Source organism: Citricoccus sp. NPDC079358 (assembly GCF_040702545.1).
GTDB lineage: Bacteria > Actinomycetota > Actinomycetes > Actinomycetales > Micrococcaceae > Citricoccus.
Map to the genome: position 1 here is coordinate 196,205 of NZ_JBFBLI010000001.1, position 14,814 is coordinate 211,018.

At 69.4% G+C, this 14,814-nt stretch carries 15 protein-coding genes; 9 read left to right on the forward strand and 6 right to left on the reverse strand.

What is annotated here, in order from left to right; translation table 11 throughout:
* Positions 1-124: 124 nt before the first annotated feature.
* Positions 125-1,513: an amino acid ABC transporter substrate-binding protein/permease gene (locus AB0333_RS00930; protein ID WP_366217183.1), complete on the reverse strand. Its 1,389-nt coding sequence runs from the start codon at positions 1,511-1,513 to the stop codon at positions 125-127.
* Positions 1,514-1,829: 316 nt separating this feature from the next.
* Here AB0333_RS00930 and AB0333_RS00935 point away from each other — a divergent pair, with 316 nt between their 5' ends.
* From AB0333_RS00935 to AB0333_RS00975, 9 genes are all read left to right on the forward strand, one after another.
* A complete protein-coding gene (locus AB0333_RS00935; protein ID WP_366216894.1) occupies positions 1,830-4,214 on the forward strand; it encodes a helix-turn-helix transcriptional regulator in 2,385 nt (794 codons plus the stop codon).
* Positions 4,215-4,252: 38 nt separating this feature from the next.
* Positions 4,253-5,461 carry a type III polyketide synthase gene (locus AB0333_RS00940; protein ID WP_366216895.1) on the forward strand — a complete coding sequence of 403 codons (1,209 nt, stop codon included), beginning with the start codon at positions 4,253-4,255 and terminating at the stop codon, positions 5,459-5,461.
* Positions 5,458-6,186: a class I SAM-dependent methyltransferase gene (locus AB0333_RS00945; RefSeq protein WP_366216896.1), complete on the forward strand. Its 729-nt coding sequence runs from the start codon at positions 5,458-5,460 to the stop codon at positions 6,184-6,186. Before AB0333_RS00940 ends, AB0333_RS00945 begins: the two co-directional genes overlap by 4 nt.
* Positions 6,176-7,639, forward strand: coding sequence for an NAD(P)/FAD-dependent oxidoreductase (locus AB0333_RS00950; RefSeq protein WP_366216897.1), 1,464 nt, complete (start codon positions 6,176-6,178; stop codon positions 7,637-7,639). Before AB0333_RS00945 ends, AB0333_RS00950 begins: the two co-directional genes overlap by 11 nt.
* Complete coding sequence (locus AB0333_RS00955) at positions 7,636-8,385, forward strand: sulfite exporter TauE/SafE family protein (RefSeq protein WP_366216898.1); 750 nt, start codon at positions 7,636-7,638, stop codon at positions 8,383-8,385. The genes AB0333_RS00950 and AB0333_RS00955 overlap by 4 nt, the downstream gene beginning before the upstream one ends.
* 136 nt (positions 8,386-8,521) lie before the next feature.
* Positions 8,522-9,880 (forward strand): phosphoglucosamine mutase, encoded by a 1,359-nt coding sequence (gene glmM, locus AB0333_RS00960; protein WP_366216900.1) that lies wholly within the window; start codon positions 8,522-8,524, stop codon positions 9,878-9,880.
* Between the two features lie 2 nt (positions 9,881-9,882).
* Positions 9,883-10,125 carry a hypothetical protein gene (locus AB0333_RS00965; RefSeq protein WP_115931851.1) on the forward strand — a complete coding sequence of 81 codons (243 nt, stop codon included), beginning with the start codon at positions 9,883-9,885 and terminating at the stop codon, positions 10,123-10,125.
* 105 nt (positions 10,126-10,230) lie between these two features.
* Positions 10,231-10,422: a hypothetical protein gene (locus AB0333_RS00970; RefSeq protein WP_147301209.1), complete on the forward strand. Its 192-nt coding sequence runs from the start codon at positions 10,231-10,233 to the stop codon at positions 10,420-10,422.
* Positions 10,412-10,723 (forward strand): hypothetical protein, encoded by a 312-nt coding sequence (locus tag AB0333_RS00975; RefSeq protein ID WP_366216901.1) that lies wholly within the window; start codon positions 10,412-10,414, stop codon positions 10,721-10,723. The genes AB0333_RS00970 and AB0333_RS00975 overlap by 11 nt, the downstream gene beginning before the upstream one ends.
* 585 nt (positions 10,724-11,308) lie before the next feature.
* Here AB0333_RS00975 and AB0333_RS00980 read toward each other — a convergent pair.
* The 5 genes from AB0333_RS00980 to coaA form a co-directional block, all read right to left on the reverse strand.
* Positions 11,309-11,542, reverse strand: coding sequence for a transporter substrate-binding domain-containing protein (locus tag AB0333_RS00980; protein WP_366216902.1), 234 nt, complete (start codon positions 11,540-11,542; stop codon positions 11,309-11,311).
* Positions 11,543-11,714: 172 nt separating this feature from the next.
* Positions 11,715-12,140, reverse strand: coding sequence for a large conductance mechanosensitive channel protein MscL (gene mscL / locus AB0333_RS00985; RefSeq protein ID WP_366216903.1), 426 nt, complete (start codon positions 12,138-12,140; stop codon positions 11,715-11,717).
* A gap of 101 nt (positions 12,141-12,241) precedes the next feature.
* The gene (locus AB0333_RS00990; protein WP_115931847.1) at positions 12,242-12,793 is read right to left on the reverse strand and encodes a hypothetical protein; all 552 of its coding nucleotides are present in this window, start codon (positions 12,791-12,793) and stop codon (positions 12,242-12,244) included.
* Positions 12,794-12,946: 153 nt separating this feature from the next.
* Positions 12,947-13,750, reverse strand: coding sequence for a M15 family metallopeptidase (locus AB0333_RS00995; protein ID WP_366216904.1), 804 nt, complete (start codon positions 13,748-13,750; stop codon positions 12,947-12,949).
* A gap of 2 nt (positions 13,751-13,752) precedes the next feature.
* A complete protein-coding gene (gene coaA / locus AB0333_RS01000; protein WP_366217184.1) occupies positions 13,753-14,670 on the reverse strand; it encodes a type I pantothenate kinase in 918 nt (305 codons plus the stop codon).
* Between the last annotated feature and the right edge of the window lie 144 nt (positions 14,671-14,814).

A 14,814-nucleotide genomic window follows, 5' to 3' on the forward strand; every position in this document is an offset into this window, starting at 1 on the left:
CCGATGGTGCGGCCGCCCGCCACCGGCGTGGCAGCGGGCGTGCTGGCAGGCGTGACGTCAGCGGGCGCGGCGCCAGCCGGGGAATCCGGAGCGCCGGGGGTCGGGGACTCGGGTGCCGGGGTGCTCATTTGTTGACCTTCCTATCCACGAAGTTGGCCAGCTGCGTCAGCAGGGTGATGGCCACGAAGTAGATGATGCCGACGATCAGCAACACCTCGGTGACGCGGAAGTTCGCCGCGTAGATCTGCTGCGCCTGGTAGAGGAGCTCGCCGAAGCCGATGGCCAGCAGCAGGGAGGAGTCCTTGAGCATGATGACCAGCTGGTTGATCAGCGAGGGCGTCATGATCTTGAAGGCCTGCGGCAGCACCACACGCTGCATGGACTTGCCGTAGCCCAGGCCCAGGGAACGGGAGGCCTCCATCTGGCCGGGGTCCACGGACTGGACGGCGCCGCGGACGATCTCCGCGATGTAGGCCGCGCCGTTCAGCGTCAGGGTCAGCACGCCGGCCACCCAGATGTCCACCTCGGTGCCGATCAGCTGCGGCAGGCCGAAGTAGAAGAAGAACGCCCAGACGAGGATCGGGGTGCCACGGAAGACGCTGACGAAGACGGTGGCGATGCCCCGCAGCACGGGGTTGGTGGAGACCTTGAGGAAGCCGAACATCAGGCCCAGGGCCATGGCCAGGGCGAAGGAGATGCCGGTGACCAGCAGGGTGTTGCCGAGGCCGACCATCAGGGCGGGGAACGTGGTGGTGATCAGCCCCCAGAAGGAGGAGGCGTCCGGACCGGTCTCCGCGTCCTCGGCGAGGTAGGTGTCCAGGATCTCCTGGTACTCGCCGCTCTCCTTCAGCTCGGCCAGGCCGGTGTTGAACATCTGCAGCAGCTCAGCGTTCTGGCCCTTGTTCACGGCGAAGCCGTAGTCGCCCACGGGAACCGGATCGGTGACGGTCTTCAGCCCGGAGCCCTGCGTGATGCCGTAGGCCAGCACGGGGTAGTCGTCCATCAGGGCGGTGGCGGAGCCGGCCTTGACGGATTCGACCATGGTGGTGGTCTGGTCCAGGGCGGTGATCTCGAAGCCGTATTCGTCCTGGACGGACTTGGCGTACTCCTCGGACTGGGAGCCGGTCTTCACGGCCACGGTCTCGCCCTCGAGGTCCTCCCAGCCCTGCACCTCCTCGTTGGTGCCGTTGACGGCCAACTGCAGTTCGGCGGTGAAGTAGGGGTCGGAGAAGTCGTAGATCTCCTGGCGTTCCTCGGTGATGCCCATGCCGGCGATCACGCCGTCCACCTGGTCGGAGGAGAGGGCCTGCAGGGCGGCGTTGAAGCCGAGGGAGCGAAACTCCACCTCGAAGCCCTGATCCTCGGCGATGGCCTTGACCAGGTCGATGTCGATGCCGACGAGCTCGCCGCCGTCCCGGAACTCGAACGGTGCGAAGGTGGTGTCCGTGCCGATGACGTACGTCTCGCCGGTGCCGCCGGCTTCGGCCTCTGCGGCTACGGCGGTCCCGGCCACCGCGGCTCCGGCGGCCGTGGGCGGCGCCGCGGACGAACCTTCCGTCCCGGATGCGGTGGCTGCGGGAGCCAGGCCGAGCAGCAGCACCCCCAACGTGGCGAACGCCGCGAGGAGGGTCCTCACGGCGGCTCTGAATCGGGTCTCTCTCACGAGGATGTCCCTTCGAATGGTGGAGTGGTGACTGTGGGGTAGCCTACCCGCGCCGTGACGGCCCTCACTGGTCACGGGCGGCCGCTCAGGGACAACGCCGTGTTAGCTGTGCCATCCTTGGACCCTCTGTCCGCCCGCACCTGTCCGCAACGAGGCCCCCGCACTTATGGCCCTGCTGTCTTTGCCCGAACCCGATGCCCTGCCCCACCCTGCCCTGCCGCGCTTCCTCGCCTCTCCCGACGCCGGCGAGCGGCTCCTCGTGGTGCGCACCCCGGCCGGGACGGAGGCCCAGCGGTTCGCCCACGGCTGGGCGGGCGGGCCGGACCGGGTCCTGCCGTGGCCCGTCCTGAACGGTCAGGCGGTGGACACGGACGAGATCATCCGCCGGGTGGGCGCGCTCCTGTATGATCCCGACGCCGGCCGGGTCGCCGTCGTCGCCGATCAGGGGGCGCCCGTGGGGCGCCTCGCCGCCGCCTTTCCGGCGCGCATCGCCGGCCCGCGCGACCTGCTCCTGACGGAGGGGGAGATTCTCTCGCTCGCCTCGCGCCTCGCGGCACACCGCGCGCGGGAGGCTGCGCTCGCCGGTGATCACCCCGGCCGGCCACCGCTGCCGCTGACCCCGCGCCGGATCCACCTGAAGACCGGTGGCTGGTTCCTGCCGGCCGCCATCCTCATCGCGGACCCGCTGGGAGTGCAGACAGCCCGGCAGTCACTGTTCTCCGCCCTGATGCGGTGGCTGCACCCGCAGGATGTGGACGGCAGCATCTCCCAGGCCGGGTTCCTGCCGCAATTCACCGAGGAGGTCATCGACGCCTTCCGCCCGGAGGGTTTCGGGGCGATGCCGAGCGCACGCGGCCTGGAGTCCCTGGGCCTCTTGGTCCGGGACGGCACCGGTGGCTGGTTCATGCCGTGGCTGGTCCGGGACTGTCTGCGGGACGCGATCCAGGAGAGCCACCCCCATCGTGTCGACGAGCTGAACCGGGCCGTGGACCGGGCGCTCGCGGCAACGGGCCACATCGGGGCCGTCGTCGAGCGAACCGTGGATGCGCGGGACTGGAACCGCCTGGAGGACCTGCTGCTGGAGCATTGGGCCGACCTCTTCGTGTGGAACGAGCCGGCACTGGCCTCAGCGGTCAGCAGCCTTCCGCGTGCACGGGTGGGAGGGGTGGACGTCACCGGATTCATGCCCGGCCTCTTGAGTGTCACCGACCCGGATACCGTGCCGTTCACGTTGCCCGCCCACCGGCCGGACTATGACCGCGATGAGGGGTTGCAAGGCCTGCGCGCCGGGACCACACGCCTGTATCGCACACCGGACCGGCCGGCCCTGGCCCTCGGCACCATCGAGGTCGCCTACCTGCGCCGAGTGGGTCTGTTCACGGAGTCAGCCGATGCCGCCGTGCGACTGAACGTGGCCCTGTCCGCCGCCCTGTCCTCCGCGCCCGTGCGCCCGGTGATGGCCGGCTTCGTGGGACTGCAGGCCGGGATCTCCCTGCACCTGGCGGACCGGCTGGCCGAGGCGAAGACAACCTATGAGAAGGCCTTTCACTGGGCCATGCGGGGGTCTGCCGAGCCCCTCATCGCCGAGGTGGCCGGCAAGCTTGCCCTCCTGTCCATCCAGCAGGGGAACACGGACCGGGCACGCTTCTGGGTCGCCAAAGTCGATGAACCGCTGGCCAAGGTGCGGGTGGCGCGGAACGTCGCCGCATTCGCGGCTGACGTGGCCCGCGCACATCTGGCCTTGACTGATCTGGACATCGTGGCGGCCCATGCAGTCCTGGACCGGATGCCACCAGACCTGGACACGGATGAGTTCTGGGCCAGCCATGCGGCGCTGTTGGTGCGGACCGCGAGCTATGAAGGCCGTGGTGCGGACGGCGCTCGGTGGGTTCTCGGTTGGCGTCATGAACGGCCGGCCGCAGCCCAATCACCCCTGGGCAAGCGGATCCTCAGCGAGGCGTTTCACGCGGCGCGGATCAGCACCGGGGACCTCACCGTGGTGCCCGGCTGGGACCGTAGCCAGGAGCTGGCGGACCTGGAGGCACTGCGGTGCCTGTTGAAGGGTGACCCGGATGCTGCCCTACGGGCCTTGCGCGTGCCCGAGCGGACCGGTCAGCGGCACCGGAACCTGTCCGCGCTGATCGGGGTGCTGGCCCGGACCCGGAGCACCCCTGACACGGTGCCGGAGACAGTGGTGCGCCATTTGGTGTCCATCCACCACTATGGCGGTGAGCTGGCGGATCTCTCCGGCTTCCACACGTTGGGCTGGACGCCCGTCTTCCGGCGCGCCGGTCTGGTGGACGACGCCGGCGTGGCCCGGCTCCAGCAGCTGGCCCGCCCGTCGCTGGTGGAACGTGAGGCCCCGGCACTGACCGCTCGCGAGCGCGAGGTGCTCCAGTCCCTGCAGGCCGGGATGACGCGCCGGGAGATCGCCGCGTCCACCTACCGCTCCGAGAACACCATCAAGGGTCAGATCCGCAGCCTGTACGCCAAGCTCGGTGCCTCCAGCGCGGCGGAGGCCGTGGAACAGGCTCGCCACTTCGGACTCTGACGGTTGTCCCCACGGGTCCCGTCCCCACACAATGAGGCATGACCGCCCTGCTCAGATCGCTGCACACCGCCGTTCCCCCCACCGTGCTGCATCAGGAGGAGGTGCGTGACGTGCTGGCTGCGCAGCCCGGCCTGAGCCGGCTCGGCACCCGGCTGGTCACCGCGGCGTTCAATGCCTCGGGCATCGAGCGCCGGCACACGGTCGTGGAGGAATGGCAGGACGGCGGCCGCGGCACCGGCAACGGTGAGGGCATCTTCTTCGACCCGGAGACCGGCCACATCCTCAACCCCAGCACGGGGGTCCGCAACACGGTCTTCACCGACCACGCCAACGATCTCTATGAGCGGGCCGCCCGGGGCGCGCTCGACGGCTGCCCCGACCTCGGCCCCGAGGACGTCACCCACGTCATCACCGTCTCCTGCACGGGGTTCTTCTCCCCGGGCCCGGACTACCAGCTGGTCCGCCGCCTCGGCCTGGCCGCCACCACCAAGCGCATCCACCTGGGATTCATGGGCTGCTATGCCGCCATCCCGGCCCTCCGCGAGGCCGCGGCGTTGTGCGAGGCGGACCCGGCCGCCGTCGTGCTGGTGGTCAGCGCCGAGCTGTGCACCGTGCACGTGCGCGTGGCCAATGACCAGGACACCATCGTGGGGGCCTCGCTGTTCTCGGATGGGGCGGGCGCCGCGATCGTGACGGGGGAGACCGGGAAGGCCGGAAAGACCGGGAACGCCGGGGTTGCGACGACGGCGGGAGGCGGCGCCGGCACCGGCCGGGCGCCGGCCCTGCGGCTGGACGGCTTCGCCACGGTGCTGACCCCGGTGGGGGAGGAGGCCATGGCGTGGAACATCGGCGATCACGGCTTCGAGATGATCCTGGGCACCTACGTCCCGCACATCATCGACGAGCACATCACCGGCGCGCTGGAGCCCCTGCTGGCCGCCGAGCCGGAGCTGGCCGCCCGCCCCTATGCGGAGCTGGAGCACTGGGCTATCCACCCGGGCGGGCGCAGCATCCTGGACAAGGTGCAGGCCCGGCTGGAGCTGACCGACGCCCAGCTCGAGCCGGCCCGGGACACCCTGCGGGACTACGGCAACATGTCCAGCGCCACGGTCCTGTTCGTCCTGCAACGCATCCTGGAACGCGCGGGTGAGCCCGTTGGGGCCGGAACGGACGGCGAGCGGGTCTGCGCCATGGCGTTCGGGCCGGGCCTGACGGTGGAGTCGGCCCTGATGACGTTGGTGCGGTGAGGCTGCCGGTGACGGGCCGGCCCGCACTCGGCCTGAGCGAGCGCCGGCCGTCCACCGTGGAGCAGATGGACCGTCCCGATTGCGATCTGGACGCCCTGCACCGCACCTACCGTGGGTTCGGCGTGGTCAACCCGGTGGTCGCCGGCTGGCAGCTGACCTACCGGCGCTGGATCCGTCCGCTGCTGGCGACGGACCACACCGTCACGCTCCTGGACATCGGCTCCGGCGGCGGGGACCGGCCCCGTGCGCTGGCACGGCAGGCCCGGCGGGACGGCTTCCGCGTGAGCATCACCGCCATCGATCCCGACGCGCGGGCCCACGCGTGGGCGACCGCGCGCCCCTCCGTGCCCGGGCTGGCCTTCCGCCAGGCCACCAGCGGAGACCTGGTGGCCGCCGGCGAACGCTATGACGTGGTGGTGTCCAACCACCTGCTCCACCATCTGGAGCCGGCGGAGCTGGACGGGCTGCTGGCCGACTCCGAGCGGCTGTCCGCGCGCCGGGCCGTCCACAGTGACATCCGGCGCAGCCCCGCCGCCTACGCCCTGTTCTCGGCCGGCGCCGGGCTGGCGACCCCCCTGTTCCCGGGCTCGTTCATCCGCCCCGACGGGCTCGCCTCGATTCGCCGCAGCTACACCCCGGGGGAGCTCGCCGCCGTGCTGCGTCCCGGCTGGCGGGCGCACACGCAGCTGCCCTGGCGGAACCTCGCGGTGTGGGATGCACGCTGAGGTCCTCATCGTCGGCGCCGGTCCTGCCGGCCTGTTCCTGGCCGGGTTGTTGGCCGCCCGGGGCCAGGACGTGACCGTCCTGGAACGCCGCGAGCACCCGCGGGAGCACTCGCGTGCCATCGGCCTGCACCCACCGGCCCTGGAGGCGCTCGCCGTCCTGGGCCTGGAGCGGGCCGCCGTGACCGAGGGCCTGGCGGTGCGCCGCGGGATCGGTGAGGGGGACGGCCGCCTGCTCGGTGAGATGACCTTCGAGCGCGCCCACCCCCGGCACCCCTTCGTCCTGACCCTTCCGCAGTCCCGGACCGAGCGGCTGCTCGCCGAGCATCTGGAGCGGCTGGCCCCCGGTGCGCTGCACCGCGGGGTGGAGGTGGTGGGCCTGGACCAGCCCGGCCACGACGACGGCGGCCCGGTCCGGGTGTCCGTCCGGCCGGCGGGGGAGACTGACGCTGACGTTGACGTTGACGCTGACGCTGACGCTGACGCTGACGCTGACGCTGACGCTGACTCTGAGGTCTGGACGGCCGACGTGGTCGTGGCCGCCGATGGCGCCCACAGCACGGTGCGCCGCCTGGCGGGCATCGGCACGGACCGGAAGGACTGGGGGGACAGTTACCTGATGGGCGACTTCACCGACCGAGAGGACCCCGGCGGACGTGGGACCGAGCCGACCGCCGTCATCCAGCTGCACCGGGACGGCGTGGTCGAGTCCTTCCCGCTGCCCGGCGGTCAGCGCCGCTGGGTGGTGCACACCGGCCGGCAGCAATGGCCCGAGCGGGCGGAGGACCTGGTCGCGCTGCTCCGCGAACGCCAGGGAGAGCGCCAGACAGCGCACACGGTGACGACGGGAGAGGCGCCGCTGGACGCGCCGGAACGGTCAGCCCTACCGGGCCTGCCCGATCCCGCGACGGCCACCATGGTCCGGTCCTTCTCCGTGTACCGGCAACTGGCCCGGCGCATGGTGGCCGGACGGACGGTGCTGATCGGGGACGCGGCTCATGCCATCAGCCCGATCGGCGGCCAGGGGATGACCCTGGGCTGGCTGGACGCACTGGAGTTGGCACCGTTGCTGGCTGACATCCCCTCCCTGTGCGGGCCCACGGCCACCCCGTCACTTTGCGGGCAAGAAAAAGTACTCTTTTCTGCCCGCAAAGTTGAATCGGCCGGTGGCGACGGAGGGGACGGGGTGGCCGGGGGAGCTGGCCGTGGGGCGCCGGCGTCGGGACCGTTAGAGGACCGGCCGGAGTTCGCCGCCTGGGAACGGAGACGGCAACGCACCGCGGTCCGCGCCGCCCGCCAGGCCGAGGCCAACATGCTGCTGGGGCGCCCCCTTCCCTCGGGCGTCTGCCGCGCCAGGGACGGGCTGGCGCGCGGGGTCATGGCGACACCCCTGCGGCACCGGCTGGCGCGGCTGTACACCATGGGATGGGCGACGAACCGGGCGGGACTGCCGTGACCGTCGGCATCGTGATCGCCACGGTCGCCGCCATCCTGGTCGGCTCGGCCCTGCAACGGCTCTCCGGCACCGGGGTGGGACTGGTGGTGGCCCCCGTGCTGGCCCTGCTGATGGGCCCGGCGCTGGGGGTCTTCGTGACGAACTCGACCACGGTGGTCTCCGGCTTCCTCATCATGCTGGCCGTAATCCGGGACGTGGACTGGAAGCGCTACCTGCTGTTCTTGCCCATGGCCCTGCTGGGTGCGACCCCGGCGGCCTTCATGGTGCGGGAACTCGATGCCGCGTGGCTGAACATCGTCATCGGAGCGGTCGTGCTGGTGGCCCTGGCCCTGACCTTCGGGACACCAGCCGTGCCCCGGATCCGCTCGCCGTTCCTGACGGCCGCCGCCGGAACGGTGGGAGGGTTCCTCAACACCAGCGCCGGGGTGGCCGCACCGGCCATGGTGATGTACTCCCGGTTCGCGCGCTGGGACCAGCGCTCCTTCGCCGCCACCATGCAGCCCACGTTCATGACCATGGGGATCTTCTCCGTGGGGACGAAGCTGGCCGTCGGTGCCACCACGGTCAGTCAGCTGCCGCCGTGGTGGCTGTTCCCGATCATCGTGGTCACCGTGGTGGTCGGCATCCGGCTCGGCGCGTGGTTGGCAGCGAGGGTCTCCGTGGACGTCGCACGCACGGTCGCCATCGCCCTGGCCGGACTGGGCGGCGCCGCGGCGATCATCCGTGGTGTGCTGCTGCTGGGGTGAGCGGCGGCCACGAACAACATCCCCCTCCGGTCACGGGAAGCACGACGCCGGCGCGTCCCGTTGTTTGACCATGTCACGTCCCGGTCGCCGCGCCGCGGCGCGGAAACCCGGCCGTGGGGGCATAGAATCCACGATGATGAGCAGATTATTCGGAACCGACGGCGTCCGTGGCCTGGCCAATGGGATCCTGACCGTCGAACTGTCGATCCAGCTGGCCCAGTCCGCCGCCGTGGTGCTGGGGCACCAGGAGACCCACGGGCGCCGCCCGGTCGCCGTGGTGGCCCGTGACCCCCGCATCAGCGGTGAGTTCATCATCTCCGCGGTCTCGGCCGGCCTGGCCAGTGCGGGCGTGGACGTCTACGACGCCGGCGTGCTCCCCACCCCGGCCGCCGCCTTCCTGGTGGACGACCTGGACGCGGACTTCGGCGTGATGATCTCCGCCTCCCACAACCCGGCCCCGGACAACGGCATCAAGTTCCTGGCGCGCGGTGGCGAAAAGCTCACCGATGAGCAGGAGGACGCCATCCAGCGGCAGATGGACGAGGCACCGCACCGGCCGACCGGTGCCGACGTCGGGCGCATCCAGCGCTTCGCGGACGCCGAGGACCGCTACATCCTGCACCTGCTCAAGACCCTGCCGCACCGCCTCGACGGACTGAAGGTCGTGCTTGACTGCGCCCACGGCGCCGCCGCCGGGTGCTCGCCGGAGGTCTTCAAGGCAGCCGGCGCCGACGTCGTGGTGATCGGCGCGGACCCGGACGGCCTCAATATCAATGACGGCTACGGCTCCACCCACCTGGAGAAGCTCCAGGCCAAGGTGGTGGAGACCGGTGCGGACTTCGGGATCGCCCATGACGGCGACGCCGACCGGTGCCTGGCCGTGGACGCCACCGGCACGGTGGTGGACGGGGACCAGATCATGGGCATCCTCGCGGTGGCCCTCAAGGAGGGCGGCCGCCTCCAGGAGGACACCCTCGTGGTGACCGTGATGAGCAACCTCGGGCTGAAGCTGGCCATGCAGCGCGAGGGCGTCCGCCTGGTGGAGACCAAGGTGGGGGACCGGTACGTGCTGGCCGGCATGAAGCACGGCAACTACTCCCTGGGCGGCGAGCAGTCCGGCCACGTGATCTTCTCCGACTACGCCACCACCGGCGACGGTGTGCTGACCGGCCTGCAGCTGGGTGCCCGGATGGCCGCCAGCGGCCAGACCCTGGCCGAGCTGGCCGGGGTGATGGAACGCCTCCCGCAGGTGCTCATCAATGTCAAGGACGTGGACCGGGAGCGCGCAGCCGTGGATGCCGAGGTCCAGGCCGCCGTGGCTGACGCCGAGGCCCGCCTGGGTGAGACTGGCCGGGTGCTGCTGCGCCCCTCCGGGACCGAGCCCGTGGTCCGCGTGATGGTGGAGGCCTCCGACGAGGAGCAGGCCCGCCGCGAGGCCGAGGACTTGGCCACGGTGGTCGAGCGCGAGCTCGCGCTCTCCGCTGACCCGGTCTGAGCGTGACCGAGGAACGCCCGGCTGAGGAGGGTCCGGCGGAGCCAGATCCGGCCGAGCTTGACCTGGCCGAGATCGATCCGGCAGAGACGGACCCCGCCGAGGAAGTGTCCCCGATCGGCAAGTGGATGGTCTTCCTCGTGTGTGCGGCCGCCACCGTGGTGCTCGTGGCACTGGTCTGTTTCGCCATCAGCCTGCCGGACTGTGAGGATCCGCCGAACTCCTGGGCGCCGTGCATCGGGCCTTGACCTGAGGACGGGATGCGGGGATTGTGGCGGCGGTGCTAAAGGTGTCCTTGGCCCCTCGTAGTCTTGATCTTCCAGGAATATGCTGGCGTACAGGAGGAAATCACCGTGGCAACTGTTGAAATGGTCAGCCTTGAAGACGCGCGTCGACGCTACGCGCAGCTTCGTCATGAGATCGAAGTCGAGTACGGAAACATCGGAGAGTTTCGTCGTCGCGCTCATCGATTTGACGTCGAGGCTCCTGCTTTGATCAAGTACGACGAGTTGAAAGAGTGGGAGTACTTGCTCGGTGAGCAGTGACGAACCGTCGCTCGTGGAGCTTGCCCAGGTGTTCGCAGATGATCTGACGACGACGGTGCAAACTGTGGTTCCCGGGAGTGTTCCGTTCACTGCGAAGGTTGTGCCTGAAAGGTCCGTGGTCTCTGTCAAGCAGGAACCCGGCGACGGTATCGTCCTCACCGTGGATGGCAAGCCCCACCTGTTGCTCAAGGTGAGTTTCAGATGCAGTTTCGATGGACACAGTCGCTTTCTGGCAGTTGATTCCTCAAGGGTCCACGTCTTCGCATCGGTCTCACCGGGGGCAGCCCCTGTTTCGCTATGAATATGAACGTCGAGCCTCCCAGGTGCCAGCGGCGCATATCCAGATCCATGCGCATCGTGACGCCCTGACCTACGTCATGACGAAGTCGGGGGCAGGGACAAGGCGCGGCCGTCGCCGTTCGGACTCTGAGCAAGTACCGCTCATGCAGGACCTTCATTTTCCGGTGGGAGGACACCGATTTCGTCCGGCGCTCGAAGATGTCCTGGAAATGTTGATCGACGAGTTTGGCATTGACGACGCAAAGGACGCTCGGGAAGCTCTACACGTTGGACGGCAGGCTTGGCGTCAAACTCAAACGAAGAGCGCCGTCAGAGATGATCCGCAATCGGCGGTGGAAGTTCTCCGACAGCTGGGCTATGAGGTCGAGTGGCGGGGAGGCGGGGAGGAGCCACAATCGAGACTGGACCGACTTCAAGCGCTGTAGGCCACCCGAGGTTGACGTCGTCCCTCAGATCACGGCCGCGCTGGCTGTCGAGTCGCTCGGCGAGTCTCGACCTCTAGCGTGGCCGTGCTCCGAGGGGGCAGGGGTCAGGACTTCGGCATGCCTTCGCTGTTGACGTAGACCTGGTCCAGCGAGAGGTCCTCCTAGTTCCATTCCGCCATGACGTCCTCGTACACCCCGTCGTCCATGAGCGCCTGCACGGAGTCGCGCAGCAGGTCGACCTCCTCCTGCTCGCCCTTCTTCACGCCGAAGGCAATGGGAGCCAGCAGCTCCGGCTCGCCCACCATCCGGAACTGGTCGGCCTGGTGATTGGCGGCGTACAGCATGTAGGAGACGCTGTCATAGGCGATATCGATGCGGTCCGCCTCGAGCGGCACGGTGATCGGACCAGGCCTACGTCAACAGCCAAGACCTCTCTCCGGAGACCGCCGAGGTGATCCGCCCCCCGAAGTAACCCGCCCACAGCCCACAACGCACACGGTGCGGCTCCCCGGGAGGGGAACCGCACCGTGTGTTCGGTGGCGAAGGGCAAGGGCGGAGACGGGTGTGTCAGACTTCCGTGCGCGGCGGCACGGTGCCACCGCTGCGGTTCGAGGCCAGCAGGTCGCGGATCTCGGTGAGGAGGACGACGTCGTCGGAGATCTCCACGGCGTCCGGGTCGATGCCGAGCTTGCGGTTGCGACGCTCGATCATCTTGTTCATGGGCATCACGACGACGAAGTAGATGGCGGCGGCGATGAGCAGGAAGTTGACGACGGCGGTCAGCAGCACCCCGAACCGGATGTCATTGCCGTTGAGGGTGACCACGGCGAATGAGTCGAAGTTCGGTGATCCCACCAAGCCGGAGATGAATGGCATCAACACCGAATCGACCATGGCGGTGATGACGGCGCCGAAAGCGGAGCCGATGACGACGGCAACGGCGAGATCGACGACGTTGCCCTTCATGATGAAATCTTTGAATCCCTGGAGCATGGTTTCAAGGTAGACCGACCCGGCCCCGGCGGTCGCCAAATGGGGGATGACACGCCGGGGACGTCGGCCTTCTTGCTACAGAGGCGTGCAGGTCAGGGGCATCACCACCGGTGCGCCACGTCGACGACGAGGCGTGATCCGGTGCCCGGGCCGTCAAGAATCATCACCCGGTACGGCAACTGGGCGCGGTTGCCGATGCCGAAGACGGTGTGGCCCTCGAAGCTGCCGCCGTAGGCAACCTGCCGGAAGGTGGAGTACCCGGCCACGTTGGCCACGCTGTCCCAGTTGGACGGGTTGTAGGTGGGCCGGCCGGCGGAGGTGTAGGCGTTGGCGTAGACGGTGATGCTCAGATCCCGTCCGATCATCGGGATATGGGTTCCGGTGCCGACCTCCTGGATGGATCCGTAGCGCGTCGCATAGCCCTTGACCTTGTAGTTCAGGTCCACGACCAACCGGTCATAGCACTCGTGCCGACCGGTACGGACCCGGGTGACTTGGGCGCTGGACATGGTGGAGACGGACTTGGCGGTGGAGCCCCACGTGATGCCGCAGTACGGGGCCGCGGCGGCCGGTGGTGGGGCGGCCGCACTCATGCCCGTGGCGAGTCCCACGGCGAGGACGAAGGTCCCGAGGGTTGCAAGTGGTTTCTTCATGGCCGTGCCTTCTTCCCGGGGCACCGCAATTGCAGCGCCAAGTGGAAGAATTGTGCGCCGGGCGGCGGTGGAGGGACAGCCCGGCCGGGCTCCCAATGCATTGCGATTCGGCGCCCAAATCCGCCGACGTGCCGGCCGTTGGCTACGGTTCGGTCAAGGGGCGGAATCGGGTCCGTAGTCCGGCGCCGGATCGAATCCCCAGGCGGTCTCCAGCACCCCGCCGGATTGCACGACGCCGGCCGCGGCCTCGGTGCCCACGTACCGCAGGTGCCATGGCTCGGGGGAGTAGCCGGTCACGTCCTCGGCGCCGTCCGGGTAGCGGATGATCCACCCGTGCTCGGCCGCGTGCTCGGCCACCCAGGCGCCTTCCGGGGTGTCCCCGAAACACTGCTCGAGCGTGCAGGCGCCATCCGCAGCTCCGACGTCCATCGCCAGGCCGGTCTGGTGTTCCGAGAAGCCGGGGCGTGCGGAGATCCGGTCTGCCTCGGCCTGGCCGTACCGTTCCACCCAGCCCCCGTAGGTGCCCTGCTGGTAGCCGTAGGAGCGGTAGGCGCTGACCAGGGTCAGGTCCACGCCGTCGGCAGCTGCGGCGGCGAACAGGTCCTCGGCCGCCCCCGCCGCCTCCTCCCGGAGTTCCATGCCCGCCTTCGACGCCGGAACGTCCGGACCGCGCAGATCCTGCGGCGCATAGTCGGCTGGGTCCAGGGGATTCAACTTGTTGACCAGGACGTGGAGCGAGTCGGGGGAGTCGTGGTCCAGCTCCGGCTCGTCGGGCACCGCGCTGGCCGTGGGCGTCTCCGGCGAGGCGGACACCGTTGGGGGAGCTGTGGCGCTGTCCGTAGCGGCGACTGTGGCGCTGTTTGTGGCGGAGCCGCTCGGCTGCTCGTCCGCCGTTGAACACCCGGTCAGCAGCAGAGCCAGGACACCGAGAGTCAGGAGAGGGCGGGCGCCGCGCACGTTCAGACCTTCCGGAGGAGCACGCGGGTGACGGTGTGGCCCACGTCCTTGGTCATCACGAGCTTGGCGCGGCCGCGGGTGGGCAGCACGTTCTGGGTGAGGTTCGGCCCGTTGATGCGGTCCCAGATGTCCGAGGAGGTGGCGATCGCCTCGGCGTCGGACAGGGTGGAGTAGCGGTGGAAGTAGCTCATCGGGTCCGCGAAGGCCCCGGAGCGCAGGCGCATGAACCGTTCCGTGTACCACTGGCGGATGGCGGTGGTCTTGGCGTCCACGTAGATGGAGTAATCGAAGAAGTCGGAGACGCTCAGCCCCGCGGTGCCGTCGGAGCGCACCCGGGGCGGGGCGAGGACGTTGAGCCCCTCGATGATGAGCACGTCCGGGCGGTGCACCACCACTTCCTCGTGCGGAAGGATGTCATAGGTGAGGTGGGAGTACATGGGAGCCCGGACCTCCGGGGCACCCGACTTGATGTCCGCCACGAAGCGCATCAGCCGGCGTCGGTCATAGGACTCCGGGAATCCCTTGCGCTGCATGAGGCCGCGGCGTTCCAGCTCGGCGTTGGGGTAGAGGAAGCCGTCCGTGGTGAGCAGTTCCACGCGGGGGGTGTTGGGCCAGCGGCGCAGCATCTCCTGGAGCACGCGGGCCGTGGTGGATTTCCCGACGGCGACCGAACCGGCCACGCCGATCACGAAGGGCGTGCGCCGGGTGGATTCACCGAGGAACTCGTTGGAGGCCCGCCGCAGATGGGCGGCCGCATCCACCTGGATGCTCAGCAGCCGGGAGAGCGGCAGATACACCTCGGCGACCTCACGCAGGGAGAGGTGCTCGCCGATGCCCCGCAGCCGGTCGATGTCCGACTGGTCGAAGGGCTGTTCCATCTCATTGGCCAGCCGAGCCCACGTGTCCCGCTCCAGCTCAATGAAGGGGGAGTAGTGGTTCTCGGAGTCGGCGGGCTCCGGTGGGGAGCCTGCCCACGTGGCGGGGCCGGCGGGGGTGACAGGCGTGGCCTGCGGAAGTCCGGAGCCGGCGGCGTCGGGTGGATTCACCCACCCATTATCCATCCT